This is a genomic window from Streptomyces sp. NPDC048420 (genome assembly GCF_040651535.1).
Classification (GTDB): domain Bacteria; phylum Actinomycetota; class Actinomycetes; order Streptomycetales; family Streptomycetaceae; genus Streptomyces.
Genome location: NZ_JBEZKG010000002.1, coordinates 210,362 through 225,298 on the forward strand (window position 1 = coordinate 210,362; position 14,937 = coordinate 225,298).

The window sequence follows — 14,937 nt, forward strand, 5'->3', positions numbered from 1 at the left end:
TCAGCGCAGTTCCTTCGGCAACGTCCGCTCGCTGTCCACCTTCTCCGTGCGCACCAGCTCCCCCCACACCACATACCGGTACCGCGAGGTGTACACGGGCGTGCACGTCGTCAGCGTGATGTAGTGGCCGGCCTTCTTCTTGCCGGACTCCTTGGGGATCTGGCCGAGGACCTTGACGTTGTACTTCGAGGTCTCGGCGAGGACGGCGTAGACCTTGTAGACGTACCACTCGTCCTTGGTCTCGAAGACGATCGGGTCGCCCTTCCTGACCTTGTCGATGTTGTGGAACTTCGCGCCGTGGCCGTCCCGGTGGGCGGCAAGGGAGAAGTTGCCCGTCTTGCCGCTGGTGGGAAGCGTGGCCTTGACCGGGTCGGTGTAGTAGCCGGCCACACCGTCGTTGAGGATCTCCGTCGAGGTGCCCTTCTCGACCAGGACCTCGCCGTTCTTCATCGCGGGGACGTGCAGGAAGCCGATCCCGTTCTTGGTGTCCAGCGCGCCGGGACCACTGGTGGTCCGCTCGGTCCAGGTGTCGCGCACCTTGTCGGCCTGTTTGTCCGCCGCACGGTCGGCGACGACGTTCGTCCACCACAGCGAGTAGACGACGAACAGGCCGAGCACCAGACCCGCCGTGATGAGGAGTTCACCGAAGACGCTGACCGCCATGGCGATCCGGCCGATACCGCGGCGACGCCGCGCGGGGGCGCCGGTGTGCTGCTCTTGCTGCTCGGTGGTCGCTGCCACTAGTCATCTGCCCTTACTGGACGAGCGCATCCGGCTTGCCCTTGCTGCGCGGCCGTTCCTCGACCATCTTGCCCCAGACGATCAACCGGTACTTGCTGGTGAACTCCGGCGTGCAGGTGGTGAGGGTGATGTAGCGGCCGGCCGTGGTGAAACCGGACCCGGTGGGGATGGGGTTGATCACGCTCGTGTTGCTCGGAGAGGTCACCGGCAGCGTCGACGTCATCTTGTAGACGTAGTACTCGTCCTGCGTCTCGACGACGATCGCGTCACCCGGGCTGAGCTTGTTGATGTAACGGAAGGGCTCACCGTGTGTGTTGCGGTGCCCGGCGAGGGCGAAGTTGCCGGTCTTGGCGTCGGGCATCGCCGTCTTCAGCGCGCCCTCGCTGTAGTGCCCGACCATGCCCTTGTCGAGCACCTTCTTGTTGCTGACGCCCTCCGCGATCGGCACGACCACGTCCAGCTTGGGGATGTGGAGAAGGGCAAAGCCCTGCCCCGGCTCGAAGGTGCCCGGCGCGCCCTTGCCGCTCGCCCAGTCGTTCTGGAGGCTGCTCGCCTCCTTGTCCGCCGCCGCATGCGCCCGGACGTTGGTCCACCACAGCTGGTAGCTGACGAACAGCAGCATCAGCACACCGGTGGTGATGAACACCTCACCGATCGCCCGGCTCGCGACGACGGCCGGACCGGGCTTGCGCGCCTTGGCCTGCCGACGGGCCTCCACACGGGAGAGCGGCTTCCCGTCCGGCGACTCCTGCTCCGGCTGCGACTCGGGGGCGGCCCCGCCGCCATGACGCCCGTGACGGCCCTTGGCGGCCTTTCTGCGGGCCGCACGGCCGCCCTGTGGGGATCCAGTGGCGGATGTGACGGAAGAGGCCGCAGAAGCGGATATGGAGGACGGCGGCGGATCCGGTATCCGCAACGCCACCGTCTCGTCGTCGGCAGGAGGCACATACGGTTGCGTCACCCCACCCGAAGACGCACCGCCCGAAGGCACCCCGCCGAAAGGCTCCTCGATGTACGACTCCTCGGCGTACGACTCCCCGCCGTAGGGATCGCCACCGTAGGACTCGTACGACGCGTCGCCGTACAAGTCCTCGCGCTCGGGGCGCAGGGCCGTCACGCCGTGGCCCTGCCCACCACCGGGGCGAGCCCCGCCGACCTCGCCACCGCGCCCTGGTCGCCGCACTCCACCAGCCAGTTGGCCAGCATCAGGTGCCCGTGCTCCGTCAGCACCGACTCGGGATGGAACTGCACACCCTCGACCGGGAGTTCACGGTGCCTGAGCCCCATGATGATCCCGTCGTGCGTCCGCGCGGTGACCTCCAGCTCGGCCGGGACCGTCGCCGGCGCGGCGGCCAGCGAGTGGTACCGGGTCGCGGTGAACGGCGTCGGCAGCCCGGCGAAGACCCCGCGGCCCTCGTGCTCGACCAACGACGTCTTGCCGTGCAGCAGCTCCGGGGCGCGGTTCACGACACCGCCGTACGCCACCTGCATCGACTGCATGCCCAGACAGACGCCGAAGACGGGTACCCCGGTCGAGGCACAGTGGCGGACCATGTCCACACACACGCCCGCCTCCTCCGGTGTCCCAGGGCCCGGCGACAGCAGCACGCCGTCGAAACCGTCCTGGGCGTGCGCCGTCGACACCTCGTCGTTGCGCAGCACCTCGCACTCGGCACCCAGCTGGTACAGGTACTGGACCAGGTTGAAGACGAAGCTGTCGTAGTTGTCGACGACGAGAATGCGCGCGCTCACTGGTTGTCCACCGTCACATCGTTGAAGGGCAGCAGTGGTTCGGCCCACGGGAAGACGTACTGGAAGAGGACGTAGACCACAGCAATCGCCAGCACCAGTGAGAGCAACGCCTTGACCCACGCGTTGCCCGGCAGATGCCGCCAGATCCAGCCGTACATGCCGTCCCTTCCGTCGTACCACGGCACCAGACACACGCCGTACCGCACCAGACTAACGGCGCAGGGCAACTGGCTTGCCGTCCTCCACAGGCTGTGTGGAGTCCAGGTGTGCCCAGACGATCAGCCGGTGGCTGTGTCCCCACTCCGGATCGCACGTGGTCAGCGTGAGATAGCGGCCGGGCCGCGTGTACCCGGACTTACGTGGCACAGGATCGATCACCTCAATGTCGGTGGGCACTGTTTTGTATGGCCCTTTGTCGATCCGATACGTGAACCAGGACGTACCGTCCGTCAGCACGACCGCGTCACCGCGCCGCAGCTTAGGGAAGTCCTTGAACGGATCGCCGTACGTGCGCCGGTGTCCCGCGACCGAGAAGTTGCCCTTTCCGCCGAGCCGCGCGGTGTCGGCGTAGTGGCCGAGGCCCTTTTTCAGGGTGCCGACATCGGTGCCCTGGAGCACGGGTTTGTTCCACGTGAAACCAAGGCGCGGGATGTACATGACCGCGAAGGGCTGCCCGTTCCGGTACGTCACCCCCGCCGGGCTCGAAGAGGCCTTCGGCGTCGGCGTGCTCGTGGCCCACTGCCGTTGGAGGGTGTCTATCTGGTCGTCCATGACATGGTCGGCCTTCACGCCGGTCCAGAACAGCACATAGGTGACGAACAACACGATCAGGGCGCCGGCGGTGATGCACAGCTCGCTGACGGTCCTGACGACGACACGCACCGGCGGCTCCAGGGGCTCACATCGTGCTCACTCCACGGGCTTGGCGTACTGCAGATCCACTGTGCCCGAGTAGCCGGGAAGAGTCACCGTGCCGTCGTCGGCGACATTCCAGCCGAGGCCGTAGACGTTGACGTAGACCATGTAGTTCTGGATCGCCTTGGAGTCCGCGAGCGCCTGCTTCAGCCTCCCGGGGTCACCGACCGCCTGGATCTTGTACGGCGGCGAGTAGACGCGGCCCTGGAGGATCAGGGTGTTGCCCACGCAGCGCACCGCGCTGGTGGAGATCAGCCGCTGGTCCATGACCTTGATCCCCTTGGCCCCGCCCTTCCACAGGGCGTTGACCACGGCCTGGAGGTCCTGCTGGTGGATGACCAGGTAGTCGGGCTGCGGCTCGGGATAGCCGGGGAGCTTGGCCGTGGCGTTCGGCGGGGCGTCGTCGAGTGTGACCGTGACCGCCTTCCCCTTGAGCTTCTGGGTGCCCGCCCGGTCCTCCAGGGCGGCGAGCTTGTCGTCCTCGGCCTTGGTGCTGCCGTCGTCGCGCTCGGCCAGCGACTCGACGTCCCGGCGCAGGGAGCCGTTCGCCTCGTCGAGCCCGGCGTTGTTGTGGCTGCGCTCCTGGATGAGATCCGACAGCTTCAGCATGGACGCGTCCGTGCGGATGTCGGTGCCCTTGGCCGTGTTGAAGCTCGTGAAGAAGATCAGGCCCGCGAGAGCGAAGACACCCACCGTGAGCACCCGCACGGGCCGGAAACCCGACTTGCGAACAGGGCTGGATTCGGACTGGGGGGAGTCGGCAGAATTGCTCAACGTACCCTTATCTCCTTCGGCGCCGCGGAAGCACTACGCTAACGGACGCCCGGGGGAGCGCTAAGAGTCCCCTTGTACGCTGCCCGGAGCCCGACCAGTTACCTGCGCGGCCACGCAGCGCATCGACAGGAGAGACCCTCGTGCCGAAGTCACGTATCCGCAAGAAGGCCGACTACACGCCGCCCCCGGCGAAGCAGGCGACCGCCATCAAGCTGAACAGCCGCGCCTGGGTCGCACCCGTGATGCTGGCCATGTTCCTCATCGGGCTGGCCTGGATCGTCGTCTTCTATGTGACCGACGGCTCGCTGCCCATCGACGCTCTGGACAACTGGAACATCGTGGTGGGCTTCGGTTTCATCGCCGCCGGATTCGGCGTCTCCACCCAGTGGAAGTAGCTCTGCCCAGGGGTATCCGCTGAGTTATCCACAGCCTGGAGCAATTTCCACAGGGCCTGGGGAAAAGACTACGATCTGTGGATAACTCATCGAGGGTTGACGCCGATGCGACCATCACACCAGCCCCCGCAAGCCTGTTCGCCCCCTGCCTGACCTGCATAAACACGGGTCGGTGACAGGGGGCACAGCTGTTCCCGCACTGTATGCACAAGATTCGCCACTCACTGTGGACAACTGCCTGCTCAGGTGAGCTGTGCGGTCCTCAGCAGGGTCATGCCCACGACGATCAGCAGGACCAGCGCGCAGATGCCGTACTGCACCAGCGCCCGGCGCTCTCGCGGGGCGTGGACCATGCCGTAGCCCGTGATGAGCCCGGCGACGAGGCCGCCGATGTGGGCCTGCCAGGAGATGCTGCTCCAGCCGAAGGTGAAGATCAGGTTGATCACCAGGAGCGCGATGATCGGCCGCAGATCGTAGTTGAGCTTGCGCATCAGGACCGCGGTCGCGCCGAAGAGGCCGAAGATGGCACCGGAGGCGCCGAGTGTCTGAGTGTTCGGGCTGGCCAGCAGATACGCCAGGGCGCTGCCCGCGAGCCCGGAGACGAAATAGACCGCGAGATAGCGGGCCCGGCCCAGGGCCGCTTCGAGGGGGCCGCCGAGCCACCACAGGCTCAGCATGTTGAAGCCGATGTGCCAGATCTCCTGGTGCGCGAACATCGAGGTCACCAGGCGGTAGTACTGTCCGCCCGCGACTCCCTCGGTGGGCGCGAACGGCGCCGGCGGCCAGGCCGCGATGAGGCTGAGGTCCGTCACCAGGGACTTGTTGGCCTGGATGGCGATGAACACCGCGACGTTGATCCCGATCAGGATCTTCGTGAACAGCCGGGGATCGGCCGTGACGGTGCCGCCCGCGATGGTGCGGGGCCTCGCCGCGGCCGGTGCGGGCCCGGTGCCGCCGCCGTCGCGCACGCACTCGGGGCAGTGGAAGCCGACGGAGGCGCTGACCATGCACTCGGGGCAGATCGGGCGCTCGCAGCGGGTGCAGCGGATGCCGGTCTCACGGTCCGGGTGCCGGTAGCAGCCAGGCAGGCTCTGGGCCTCCGGTGAACTGCCCGCCTCCTGATTCATGCCATCCCCTAAGTCGCCCTGAGTCGTCGTACGGACATGACCGCCCCGCCCATCCTTACGGTTGAGCGGGGCGTTTGGTTCCCTACGCGCGGGTACCCGCGGGACCTCAGCGGGTCTCGACGACGACCGACTCGATGACGACGTCGTTGACCGGCCGGTCGTTGGGGCGGGTGGTCTTGACGCCGACGATGGTGTCCACGACCTTCTGGCTGGCCGCGTCCGTGACCTCGCCGAAGATGGTGTGCTTGCGGTTCAGCCAGGCCGTCGGGGAGACGGTGATGAAGAACTGCGAGCCGTTGGTGCCCGGGCCGGCGTTGGCCATGGCGAGGAGGTAGGGCTTGTTGAAGGAGAGGTCGGGGTGGAACTCGTCCTCGAACTCGTAGCCGGGGCCGCCGATGCCGGTGCCCAGCGGGTCGCCGCCCTGGATCATGAAGCCGCTGATGACGCGGTGGAAGATCGTGCCGTCGTAGAGCCTCTTGGTGGACTTCTCACCGGTGCCCGGGTGCGTCCACTCGCGCTCGCCCTGGGCGAGTTCGACGAAGTTCTTGACCGTCTTCGGGGCGTGGTTCGGCAGGAGCCGGACTTCGATGTCGCCGTGGTTCGTCTTGAGGGTGGCGTAAAGCTGCTCGGCCACGATCTGCCTTCCGTTGTCTTGTTGTGCCCCTCCGATCCTCGCACGGATCCGGTCGAGGAGGCTCCGGGCAGGGGCGCCGGGCGGCGATCCGTGGCATTGTCGTCGACAAGCTCCTGTTGCCACGTATTCATCCGTTATTGATCCGGATGCCCGCCCTCAGGTGCCGGGCTGCGCTCCAGCAGGCATGATCCGTAAAAGGGTGGAAAGTCGAAATACCGTACGCCACCGAGGAGGAGGATCCCGTGACCCGCATCGACAGCGTGCGCGCCGCGACCGGCTCGGCGAAGGACAGCGTGCTGCACGCCGCGGAAGTGGTGGCGCCCTACGCCGACAATGCCAAGGACAAGGCCTCGCAGTACGCGGCGGAGGCACGCGTACGGCTTGCGCCGAAGGTGTCCCAGGCCGCCGAGCAGGCGCGTGTCCAGTACGGCGCCCATGTGGCGCCGCGTCTGGAGCAGGCCCGCACACATGTTCCGCCGAAGGTCGACCATGCCGCCCACGAGGCGGCCGTCCGTACCCGTAAGGCGGCCAAGCAGGCCGCCGACTACTCACGTCCGAGGATCGAGCAGGCCGTCGCCGCGGCCGGGCCGGTCCAGAAGGAGGCCACGGCCCGCAGTGCGGCCGCGCTGGTCGCGCTGCGCGGCCAGGTCTCGCCCAAGGAGATCCAGAAGCTGGTCCGCAAGCACGAGCGGCGGGCGCGGGCCGGACGGCTCGCCAAGGCGCTCGCGGTCGCGGGCATCGTCGCGGGCGGTGCCTTCGCCGCCTGGAAGTGGTGGGACAAGCAGGCCAACCCGGACTGGCTGGTCGAGCCCCCCGCCGCGACGGAGGTGCCCGAGACGGGCCGGCTGGCGTCCGTGGACGGCACCGGACAGTCCGTCCTGGACCCCGAGGTCCAGGCGAAGGAGGCCGAGGAGGACGCGGCCAGGAACGACGAAGGGCGCTGACGCCGGGCTGAGGGCGTGCACTACCAGTGGTGGGGCGGAGAGTTCTCCGCCCCACCGTTGTGTTCACCCGACGGTGTGGCCGAACCGGCGGGGCCGGGCTCCGGTGCGGCACAGTCGCGGGGACACGTCTCCCGCACGGAGGGGCCGCCGCCCTCATGAAGCCCTCGCGCCGTGGGCGGGCCGCCCTGGCCGCCGTACTGCTGCTGGTTTCGGCCTGCACCGCCCGTGCGCCCGAGCCCTCGGCGGCTTCCGCGTACGGCGCGTACGTCGGTTACGAGCCCTCCGACATACGGCGTCTCGGCGAACTGGGAGCATGGCTCGGCGGGCCCACGCCCCGGGTCGGGCACGTGTATCTGCCCGGCGACCGCTGGAGCAACATCGAGGGGGCGCCGGGTTATCTGGAGTCCTGGGCGGCCTGGCGGCGGGCGGACCCGGAGCGGATGTTCGTCCTCAATGTGCCGATGCTGGAGCGCACCGAGGCCCACCTTCCCGATGGCGCAGTGCGCGCCGAGCTCCGGCGCGGGGCTAGCGGCGCCTACGACGCCCACTTCCGTGCCCTGGCCCGTCGGCTGACGGCCCTCGGCGTCCCGGACACGATCGTCGTGCTCGGCTGGGAGATGAACGGCACCACCTACACCCACCGCTGCGGCCCGGACCCTGCGGCCTGGAAGGCGTACTGGACGAGGATCGTGCGCGCGATGCGCTCGGTGCCCGGTCAGCGCTTCCGCTTCGAGTTCACGCCCACCCGCGGCCGGGACGCGGTCCCGTGGCCGCGCTGCTACCCGGGCGACGAGGTCGTCGACATCATCGGCATGGACGCCTACGACGCCCCGCGCGGCCTGAGCTTCACCGAGCAGGTCGCCGAGCCGTACGGTCTGCGCGCCCACGTCCGCTTCGCGCGCGCCCACGGCAAGCCGTTCTCGTACCAGGAGTGGGGCCTGTTCGAGAACGGCGACAACCCGGCGTACATGCGCGGCATGCTCACCTGGTTCGCCCGGCAGCGTCCCCTGTACCAGTCCGTCACCGACTACTGCCCGCACGGGGTGTGGGGCTGTCGTGCCCATCCGAGGTCGTCGGCGGTGTACCGGGCGCTGATGGGCTGAGGGTGGCTTCGCGCTCAGACCCGTCGGTGACCCAGCCGGGGTTGCCGGCGTCGAGGTGGACGCGGGTGTGCGGCTGCCGCTTGAGCCGTTCCACGGCGTGGGGAGCAGCGCGAGGCGCTTCGCCGGGTCCGCGAGGCCGGGGTTCGCGCCGGTCAGCCAGGTGGAGTAGGGGCGAGTGGCAATCCGGTCGATCAGGGTCGCGTCCGGCGGTCACCGTCGCGAACACGGCCAGACGCCCGGTGAGTTCGGCCGGGTCGGGAGACGTGTTCTGTCATGACCTGGCAGGGCGCCACCGGCATTCCGAGCCGGCCTCCGCCTCGCGCCTCCGCCTCGCGCACGAAGAACCCCGAGGCCGGAACCGACCAGGAGACCCGCTCGGAGCTCACCCGCCAGATGGGCTCACAGGGGCAGGGAGTCCACCATGTGCGCCTCCCCGACCTCCCGCCTGAACGCCTCGATGAACGACGCGATGCGCTCTTCGTCGCGCCGGTAGTGGGTCCACTTCCCGACGCGCGTGGAGCGCACCAGGCCCGCCCGCTCCAGCACCGCCATGTAGGCGGAGACAGTGGACTGCGCGAGTCCGGTCTTGGCCTGGATATGGCTGACACAGACGCCGACCGCACGCGGGTCGGTGACAGCGGGATCGACCGCGAAATGCTCCTCCGGCTCACGCAGCCACTGAAGCACCTGGAACCGCACGGGGTTGGCGAGCGCCTTGAGGGGCTCGAGCAGGGCCGAGAGGTCGCCTGCCGCGGGCATGTCGTCTGTCGTCATGAGCCTTCCGGTGCTGAGGCGGAGCCGACTGTGGTCGAATCGACGATATTCGATGCGTTACGCCTTCGCGAGCCGCGGCCGCCTCCCCCAGGGAGCGCCCTGCCCCGCCCCGCCGTGCCGGCCCGCCATCGCGTTACCGCGCGGGAGACCGGTCGCTGCGCAGGAACACGGCACTGCTGAGGAGGCCGAGGAGCACGATGGCGGCGTTCACCGCGATCGCGACCTTCAGACCGCCCAGCATGGCCGAGGCTCCGGTACCCGCCATGGCGGCGGTGACGACGGCGCTCATGACGGGCGTACCCATCGTGATGCCGACCTGCTGGGTCATCGTGGCGAGACCGGTGGCCAGACCCTGTTCGTGGTCGGCGAGACCCGAGGTGGCGGTGACCATGAAACCGACGATGGCGAGCATGTTGCCGATACCGCCGAGGAAGCCGGCGACCAGCATCAGCCACATCCACGAGCGGTCGTCGCCGAGGCCGACCAGGGCCGCGGTGAACACGGTCTGCAGGAGGCCGCCCACGATCAGCGTCTGCTTGGTGCCGATCTTCCCGATGACCTTCGAGGCCGTGACACCACCTGTGACCGTGCCGAGGCCGAGAACACCGAAGGACAGGCCGGCGGCGAGCGCGGAGAAGCCGAGCACTTCCTGCAGGTAGAGGGTGAGCGGGAAGATCAGGGAGGTGAAGGTGGCGAACGCGATCAGACCGGCGACATTGCCCCAGGCCACCGACCGCTTACCGAGCACGCCGAGCGGCACCAGCGGCGCGGACACCTTGCTCTCGACGACGTAGAACACCACCAGGAGCACCACGCCCGCCGCCGTCGACCAGAGGGTGGCAGCCGAACCCCAGCCCTTCTCGCCCGCCTGGGTGAGACCGAAGATGATCGCCAGCAGGCCGAGCGTGACGCTGATGGCGCCGGGAAGATCCAGCTTGGGGCGCTCCTCGAGCCGGGATTCCGTGATGACCCGCGGGGCGACGATCAGCACGGCGAGCGCGACGGGAACGTTGATGAAGAACGCCCACCGCCACGACAGCAGGTCGGTCAGCACACCGCCGAGGACGGCGCCGGTGGTGAAACCGCTGGACATCAGCGCACCGTTGAGGCCGAGCGCCCTCTGCCGCAGCGGACCCTCCGGGAACGAGGTGGTCATCAGCGACAGCGCGGCAGGGGTCACGGCCGCGGTGGCCAGCCCCTGGAAGACGCGGGCCGTGATCAGCGTCTGCGGATTCTGTGCCAGCCCGCCCAGGAGCGAGGCCGCGCCCAGGACCACGAGGCCGCCGAGGAACAGCCGGCGTCGGCCGAACAGGTCCGCGACCCGGCCGAAGAGCAGGGTGAATCCCGCCGCGCACAGCGCGAAGGAGGTACCGATCCACTGAAGGTGCGACAAGGAGAAGCCCAGGCCCACACCGATCACCGGCAGCGCCACGTTCAGAATGGCGAAGTCCACAGCCAGCATGAACTGCGTTGCCAGCAGCAGTACCAGCACCATCCGCAGCCGGGGGGTGAGCACGGCTCCGACTGGTGCGGTGTCGAGGGCGGGGCGGGGCCCGGTACCAGCCGCCTCCGTATCAGTGACAGACATGACGTCGAGTCCTTTTCCTCATGGTTCCTGACACGCGGTTGTGGAAAAAGACTGGTCGGCGTCCGGATTCCCAGCCAGAACCCTGCTTTGCACATCCGGCACGAGGGTGGTCATCACAGGACCACCCTCACGGCTCCCGGCTTTCGGGACCGGCGGGCATGATGGGAAGTCAGTGGCCACAGCCTGCCGTCGTCCATCGACCTGGGGGTATCAATGGGCGCCTCGTCCGAGCTGGGAAACTTCCTCAAGTCGCGCCGCGCCGCGCTGCGCCCCGAGGAGGTCGGCATCGCCCCGCACCCGACCAGACGCCGCGTCACCGGCCTGCGCCGCGAGGAACTGGCGATGCTTGCGGGCGTCAGCATCACCCACTACACGCGCCTGGAGCAGGGTCGCGCCGTCAGCGCCTCCGACAGTGTGCTGGAGGCGATCGCACGCACGCTGCGCCTCAGCGACGACGAGACCGCCCATCTGAAGGACCTCGCCCGTCCCACCGCGACCTCGTGCCGCCCCGCAGCGCCCCGGGCGGCACAGGCCGGCGCCTCGACCCGGCAACTGCTGGCGGCCATGACCGACGTACCGGCCCTCGTCATGGACCGGCGCAACGACGTCCTCGCGTGGAACCACCTGGGTCACGCCCTGCTCGCCGGACATCTGGCGCCCGAAAGCCCTGACACACCGGCCACCCGCCCGAACCTGACCCGGATGCTCTTCCTGGACGAGCAGTACCGGAAGCTGTACACACACCGGGCCGAACAGGCAGAGCTCGCCGTGGCCGCCCTGCGCCTGGTCGCGGGACGCCACCCCGACGACCGTGCCCTGGCCGGGCTCGTCGGTCAACTCACCATGAAAAGCGACGAGTTCGCCACCCTCTGGGCTCGTCACCCGGTGCGCACCTGCACCTCCGGAGTGAAGCACCTGCGTCACCCACTGGTCGGTGCGATGGAACTCAGCTTCGAGAACCTCGTCATCCCCGGCACCTCGGGCCAGCACCTGATCGCCTACACGGCAGAGCCCGCCTCACCGTCGGAGGCAGCACTGCGGCTCCTGGGAAGCGCGACGGCTCCGCTCGCACAGCACACGACTGGGCTACGACACTGAATCACCGCCCAGCCGTACGGCGGTGTCGTCCACCCCGGCCACCAGCTCACCTGCCCCCTGCACGGACCGTGGGCACGGCAGCGGTCGCGGTGAGCATGACGGACTCCCGGACCACCTTCAACGCCAACGTCCGCTGCTCGTCGGTGAGATGGGCCGGTCCATAGGTGATCACCGGGTCGAGGACCTGGTAGCCGACGAACTCCAGCATCCCGCGGTGGATATGGAACAGGAAGTCGTCCATGGAGCCGAAGGCCCCGTCGGACTGGAACGCCTCGCTCGAGCCGCCGGTGGTGAACAGCAGCATCGCGCGCTTGCCTGCGAGCGCGGCGTCACCGAAGAGGCCGTGGTCACCGCCGAAGAGGGCGCCCATCACGAAGACCCGGTCGATCCACCCCTTGAGGATGGCCGGCAGCGAGAACCACCACAGCGGGAACGACAGTACGAGGAGATCGGCGGCGAGCAGCCGTTCCAGCTGGTCCCTGACCGCCGCGTCGAGCGTGCCGTCCTGGACCGCGCGCATCTGCTCGGCCTGCGGCTTGAACGGCCCGTCCACCGGGGCGAACTCCTCGCGGGCGAGGACCGGGGCCCAGGCGTCCCTGTAGAGGTCGAGGACGTCGACCTGGTATCCGGCGTCTCGCAGAGCCTGAGCGGCGGTGGTCATCTGGGCAGTGCTGAACGACTGGGGCTCGGGATGGGCGTGGACGATGAGTGCGGTGGGAGCGGCATCGAAGGTCGGCATATCGAGATCGTATCGACGAATTGCGATACGTCAATTGGAGGGCCGACCCTCGAAGCTCCCCACGAAGACCTTCCGACAGCAAAAAGAGCCCCTCTGACCTGCGTTTCCGCAGTTCAGAGGGGCTCTTGAAGTGTGGAGCCTAGGGGAGTCGAACCCCTGACATCTGCCATGCAAAGACAGCGCTCTACCAACTGAGCTAAGGCCCCGGGAGGGATACGTCCGCCGGAAGAACCACTTACCGGTGGGCGCCGGAGACCAGAGTACCGGGTCATCCCGGGTGTTCCGCAAAAAGATTGGGGGTCCCCGCGAACAACCACTCTCCGTAAGATGCTCGGCGTGGTTCGCTGTCGCGAACCACGGATTTTTTGGGGAAGCGATGGGGAGACGCACATGGACGCCGCACAGCAGGAAGCGACCGCAAGAGCGCGGGAACTGCAGCGGAACTGGTACGGGGAGCCGCTGGGGGCGCTCTTCCGTAAGCTCATAGACGACCTCGGCCTGAACCAGGCTCGTCTCGCGGGGGTACTGGGACTGTCCGCTCCGATGCTGTCTCAGCTGATGAGCGGTCAGCGGGCGAAGATCGGCAATCCCGCCGTGGTCCAGCGGGTGCAGCTGCTGCAGGACCTGGCGGGGCAGGTCGCCGACGGCAGCGTGAGCGCGGCCGAGGCGACCGAGCGCATGGACGAGATCAAGAAGTCGCAGGGGGGATCGGTGCTCAGCAACACCACGACCACGACGAGCAGTTCGGGTGCGCCGACGGTCAAGCGGGTCGTCCGCGAGATCCAGTCACTGCTGCGCTCGGTGGCCGCCGCCGGAGACATCATCGACGCGGCCGACACCCTCGCCCCGACCCACCCGGAACTGGCAGAGTTCCTCCGGGTCTACGGCGCCGGCCGCACCTCCGACGCGGTCACGCACTACCAGTCCCACCAGAACTGAGCCGTCCGCCCGGCCGCCGAAGGGGGTTCGGCAGCCGGGCCGAAGGCCGTGCAGGCAGTACGCGGGAGCGCGAGGGGGTCGCGCTCCGCACCGGGGGTGACACACGGGGGTGTGTCACCCGCCGAGGAGACGAGGAACACGGGGCCGTATCTCTCATCCGGGAGGCCACGAGGGGTCGTATCGCTCATCGAGGGGGATGCAAGGGGGTAGCCGCAGGGGGAGGAGCGACGCACAGCCATGGGTGAGGTGTTCGCCGGCCGGTACGAACTGGCCGATCCGATCGGGCGTGGAGGCGTGGGCGCCGTCTGGCGTGCCTGGGACCACCGGCGCCGCCGCTATGTGGCCGCCAAGGTCCTGTTGCAGAGCGACGCGCACTCCCTGCTGCGCTTCGTCCGCGAACAGGCTCTGCGGATCGACCACCCCCATGTCCTCGCGCCCGCCAGCTGGGCCGCCGACGACGACAAGGTCCTGTTCACCATGGACCTGGTCGCCGGCGGCTCGCTGGTCCACCTGGTCGGCGACTACGGCCCGCTGCCCCCGGCGTTCGTCTGCACGCTGCTCGACCAACTCCTCGCGGGGTTGGCCGCGGTGCACGCGGAAGGTGTCGTCCACCGTGACATCAAGCCCGCCAACATCCTCCTCGAAGCCACCGGCACCGGCCGCCCTCGGTTGCGCCTGTCCGACTTCGGCATCGCCATGCGGCTGGGCGAACCGCGCCTGACCGAGACCAACCTCGTCGTGGGCACGCCCGGCTATCTCGCGCCCGAGCAGATGATGGGCGCCGAACCCGACTTCCCCGCCGACCTGTTCGCCGTCGGCCTGGTCGCGCTGTACCTCCTGGAGGGCGCCAAGCCCGACACCAAGGCACTCATCCAGTACTTCGCCGCCCATGGCACCCCCGGCGCGCCCCAGGGCGTCCCCGACCCGCTCTGGCAGGTCGTGTCCTCGCTCCTCCAGCCGGACCCCCAGGCACGCTTCCGCACCGCCACAGGGGCCCGCAAAGCCCTCGCCTCGGCCAGGGAACTCCTCCCGGAGCCCGGCCCCGACGACGAGTCGATCGAGATCTTCGACCAACTCGGCCCCCTCCCCCCGGGATTCGCCCCACAGGGGCCGCTCAAGCCGGCGCCGGGAGTGGATCCGCGCAGGACGCGCATGGGGGGTTCGGGAGCGGGGCGAGAGACGCGCCTCCCGGGTGATGACGGGAGCGGTGGGGGTTTCGCGTACGACGGAGGGAGTGAAGGGGCTTCCGGGGGCGGTGGAGGAGGCGTGCCTGCTCCCGGGGACGGCGGGGAAGGCGTGCGTGCTTCCGGGGGCGATGGAGGAGGCGTGCCTGCTCCCGGGGACGGCGGGGAAGGCGTGCGTGCTTCCGGGGGCGATGGAGGAGGCGTGCCTGCTCCCGGGGACGGCGGGGTAG

General features: G+C 68.8%; 17 protein-coding genes and 1 tRNA gene. 6 read left to right on the forward strand and 12 right to left on the reverse strand.

All coding sequences use genetic code 11. From position 1 onward, the window contains the following. Genes AB0D34_RS03680 through AB0D34_RS03705 form a run of 6 tightly spaced genes read right to left on the reverse strand, consistent with a single transcriptional unit; the run spans position 1 to position 4,182 of the window. Entirely contained in the window at positions 1-741 is a 741-nt protein-coding gene (locus AB0D34_RS03680) for a class E sortase (protein ID WP_362655907.1), read from the reverse strand. Between the two features lie 13 nt (positions 742-754). Then, positions 755-1,858, reverse strand: coding sequence for a class E sortase (locus tag AB0D34_RS03685; protein ID WP_362655910.1), 1,104 nt, complete (start codon positions 1,856-1,858; stop codon positions 755-757). Further along, the gene (locus tag AB0D34_RS03690) at positions 1,855-2,493 is read right to left on the reverse strand and encodes an aminodeoxychorismate/anthranilate synthase component II (protein WP_362655913.1); all 639 of its coding nucleotides are present in this window, start codon (positions 2,491-2,493) and stop codon (positions 1,855-1,857) included. The genes AB0D34_RS03685 and AB0D34_RS03690 overlap by 4 nt, the downstream gene beginning before the upstream one ends. Further along, entirely contained in the window at positions 2,490-2,699 is a 210-nt protein-coding gene (locus tag AB0D34_RS03695; protein WP_362655915.1) for a hypothetical protein, read from the reverse strand. Before AB0D34_RS03695 ends, AB0D34_RS03690 begins: the two co-directional genes overlap by 4 nt. A 4-nt stretch (positions 2,700-2,703) precedes the next feature. After that, positions 2,704-3,375, reverse strand: a complete 672-nt coding sequence (locus AB0D34_RS03700) for a class E sortase (RefSeq protein ID WP_362655918.1) — start codon at positions 3,373-3,375, stop codon at positions 2,704-2,706. Positions 3,376-3,402: 27 nt separating this feature from the next. Beyond that, on the reverse strand, positions 3,403-4,182 hold the full coding sequence (locus AB0D34_RS03705) for a DUF881 domain-containing protein (protein ID WP_362655921.1): 780 nt from the start codon (positions 4,180-4,182) through the stop codon (positions 3,403-3,405). Positions 4,183-4,322: 140 nt separating this feature from the next. Between AB0D34_RS03705 and crgA the strand changes: the two genes are divergently transcribed. Further along, the gene (gene crgA / locus AB0D34_RS03710) at positions 4,323-4,577 is read left to right on the forward strand and encodes a cell division protein CrgA (RefSeq protein ID WP_020119474.1); all 255 of its coding nucleotides are present in this window, start codon (positions 4,323-4,325) and stop codon (positions 4,575-4,577) included. Between the two features lie 242 nt (positions 4,578-4,819). On the opposite strand, the gene AB0D34_RS03715 is transcribed toward crgA, so the two are convergent. Beyond that, positions 4,820-5,704: a rhomboid family intramembrane serine protease gene (locus AB0D34_RS03715; RefSeq protein ID WP_362655924.1), complete on the reverse strand. Its 885-nt coding sequence runs from the start codon at positions 5,702-5,704 to the stop codon at positions 4,820-4,822. A gap of 106 nt (positions 5,705-5,810) precedes the next feature. Then, positions 5,811-6,338, reverse strand: a complete 528-nt coding sequence (locus tag AB0D34_RS03720; RefSeq protein WP_362655927.1) for a peptidylprolyl isomerase — start codon at positions 6,336-6,338, stop codon at positions 5,811-5,813. 242 nt (positions 6,339-6,580) lie between these two features. On the opposite strand from AB0D34_RS03720, the gene AB0D34_RS03725 reads away from it, so the two are divergent. Next, complete coding sequence (locus AB0D34_RS03725; RefSeq protein WP_362655930.1) at positions 6,581-7,282, forward strand: DUF5324 family protein; 702 nt, start codon at positions 6,581-6,583, stop codon at positions 7,280-7,282. Between the two features lie 155 nt (positions 7,283-7,437). Then, positions 7,438-8,385 (forward strand): glycosyl hydrolase, encoded by a 948-nt coding sequence (locus AB0D34_RS03730; protein ID WP_362655933.1) that lies wholly within the window; start codon positions 7,438-7,440, stop codon positions 8,383-8,385. A 399-nt stretch (positions 8,386-8,784) separates the two neighbouring features. On the opposite strand, the gene AB0D34_RS03735 is transcribed toward AB0D34_RS03730, so the two are convergent. Together AB0D34_RS03735 and AB0D34_RS03740 are read right to left on the reverse strand one after the other, a co-directional pair. Beyond that, complete coding sequence (locus AB0D34_RS03735) at positions 8,785-9,159, reverse strand: metalloregulator ArsR/SmtB family transcription factor (RefSeq protein WP_362655936.1); 375 nt, start codon at positions 9,157-9,159, stop codon at positions 8,785-8,787. Positions 9,160-9,292: 133 nt separating this feature from the next. After that, a complete protein-coding gene (locus tag AB0D34_RS03740; RefSeq protein ID WP_362656636.1) occupies positions 9,293-10,654 on the reverse strand; it encodes an MFS transporter in 1,362 nt (453 codons plus the stop codon). Positions 10,655-10,960: 306 nt separating this feature from the next. On the opposite strand from AB0D34_RS03740, the gene AB0D34_RS03745 reads away from it, so the two are divergent. Beyond that, on the forward strand, positions 10,961-11,845 hold the full coding sequence (locus tag AB0D34_RS03745; RefSeq protein WP_362655938.1) for a helix-turn-helix transcriptional regulator: 885 nt from the start codon (positions 10,961-10,963) through the stop codon (positions 11,843-11,845). A 46-nt stretch (positions 11,846-11,891) separates the two neighbouring features. On the opposite strand, the gene AB0D34_RS03750 is transcribed toward AB0D34_RS03745, so the two are convergent. Together AB0D34_RS03750 and AB0D34_RS03755 are read right to left on the reverse strand one after the other, a co-directional pair. Beyond that, positions 11,892-12,584: an NAD(P)H-dependent oxidoreductase gene (locus tag AB0D34_RS03750; protein ID WP_362655940.1), complete on the reverse strand. Its 693-nt coding sequence runs from the start codon at positions 12,582-12,584 to the stop codon at positions 11,892-11,894. 133 nt (positions 12,585-12,717) lie between these two features. Beyond that, positions 12,718-12,790, reverse strand: a tRNA-Ala gene (locus AB0D34_RS03755). 184 nt (positions 12,791-12,974) lie between these two features. Between AB0D34_RS03755 and AB0D34_RS03760 the strand changes: the two genes are divergently transcribed. Both AB0D34_RS03760 and AB0D34_RS03765 read left to right on the forward strand, forming a co-directional pair. Further along, the gene (locus AB0D34_RS03760) at positions 12,975-13,523 is read left to right on the forward strand and encodes a DNA-binding protein (RefSeq protein WP_031036313.1); all 549 of its coding nucleotides are present in this window, start codon (positions 12,975-12,977) and stop codon (positions 13,521-13,523) included. A 237-nt stretch (positions 13,524-13,760) separates the two neighbouring features. After that, a partial coding sequence (locus AB0D34_RS03765) for a protein kinase (protein WP_362655943.1) occupies positions 13,761-14,937 on the forward strand: 1,177 nt, incomplete at its 3' end.

Bases quoted from the DNA above. Each gene is read 5' to 3' on its own strand.
- AB0D34_RS03740 (WP_362656636.1), bottom strand. From the start codon at position 10,654: ATGGTGCTGGTACTGCTGCTGGCAACGCAGTTCATGCTGGCTGTGGAC.
- AB0D34_RS03735 (WP_362655936.1), bottom strand. From the start codon at position 9,159: ATGACGACAGACGACATGCCCGCGGCAGGCGACCTCTCGGCCCTGCTC.
- AB0D34_RS03715 (WP_362655924.1), bottom strand. From the start codon at position 5,704: ATGAATCAGGAGGCGGGCAGTTCACCGGAGGCCCAGAGCCTGCCTGGC.
- AB0D34_RS03730 (WP_362655933.1), top strand. From the start codon at position 7,438: ATGAAGCCCTCGCGCCGTGGGCGGGCCGCCCTGGCCGCCGTACTGCTG.
- AB0D34_RS03760 (WP_031036313.1), top strand. From the start codon at position 12,975: ATGGACGCCGCACAGCAGGAAGCGACCGCAAGAGCGCGGGAACTGCAG.
- AB0D34_RS03750 (WP_362655940.1), bottom strand. From the start codon at position 12,584: ATGCCGACCTTCGATGCCGCTCCCACCGCACTCATCGTCCACGCCCAT.
- AB0D34_RS03745 (WP_362655938.1), top strand. From the start codon at position 10,961: ATGGGCGCCTCGTCCGAGCTGGGAAACTTCCTCAAGTCGCGCCGCGCC.